1 protein-coding gene is annotated in these 705 nt (G+C 46.2%); it reads right to left on the bottom strand.

Going from position 1 to position 705, the window contains the following annotated elements; all coding sequences use genetic code 11:
* A partial coding sequence (locus tag AC1M9H_RS14315) for an acetyl-CoA C-acyltransferase (RefSeq protein WP_481613648.1) occupies window positions 1-705 on the bottom strand: 705 nt, incomplete at both ends.

The raw sequence follows: 705 nt of genomic DNA, 5'->3' as shown, positions 1-705 counted from the left end.
TTCAATAATTAAAGCGATGCCTTGACCCACACCGATACACATAGAGCACAATGCATATTTGCCACCAGTTGCTTCTAGTTGGTTGAGAGCAGTCGTCACCAAACGCGCACCTGATGCACCCAATGGATGACCTAATGCAATTGCACCACCATTTGGGTTTACACGTGCATCATCGTCGGCTAAACCTAGGTCACGTGTACACGCCAATGCTTGTGCTGCAAATGCTTCGTTCAGCTCAATCACATCCATTTGCTCTAGTGTTAAGCCTGTTTGAGCCAATAACTTTTTAATCGCAGGTGCAGGACCAAAGCCCATAATGCGAGGTTCAACCCCAACGGTGGTTGCACCAATCACTTTGCCACGAGGTTTTAAACCATATTTTTCTACAGCTGCATCAGACGCAATCAGAATCGCAGCAGCACCATCATTAATGCCTGATGCATTACCTGCGGTTACTGTACCGTCTGTTTTTACAACAGGTTTTAACTTGGTTAACGCTTCTAAAGTGGTTGATGCACGAGGATGTTCATCTTTTGCCACCACAACCGCATCACCTTTACGCTGTGGAATAGTCACAGGCACGATTTCTTGATCAAAGAAACCACGTGCTTGCGCTGCTGCCGTACGTAGTTGGCTGGTTAAAGCAAATTGGTCTTGATCAGCACGGCTAATATTGAACTGTTCAGCCACGTTTTCAGCCGTTTG

The sequence above is a fragment of the Acinetobacter sp. ANC_7512 genome (genome assembly GCF_056779935.1).
This window is presented reverse-complemented; position numbering and strand designations above follow the sequence as displayed.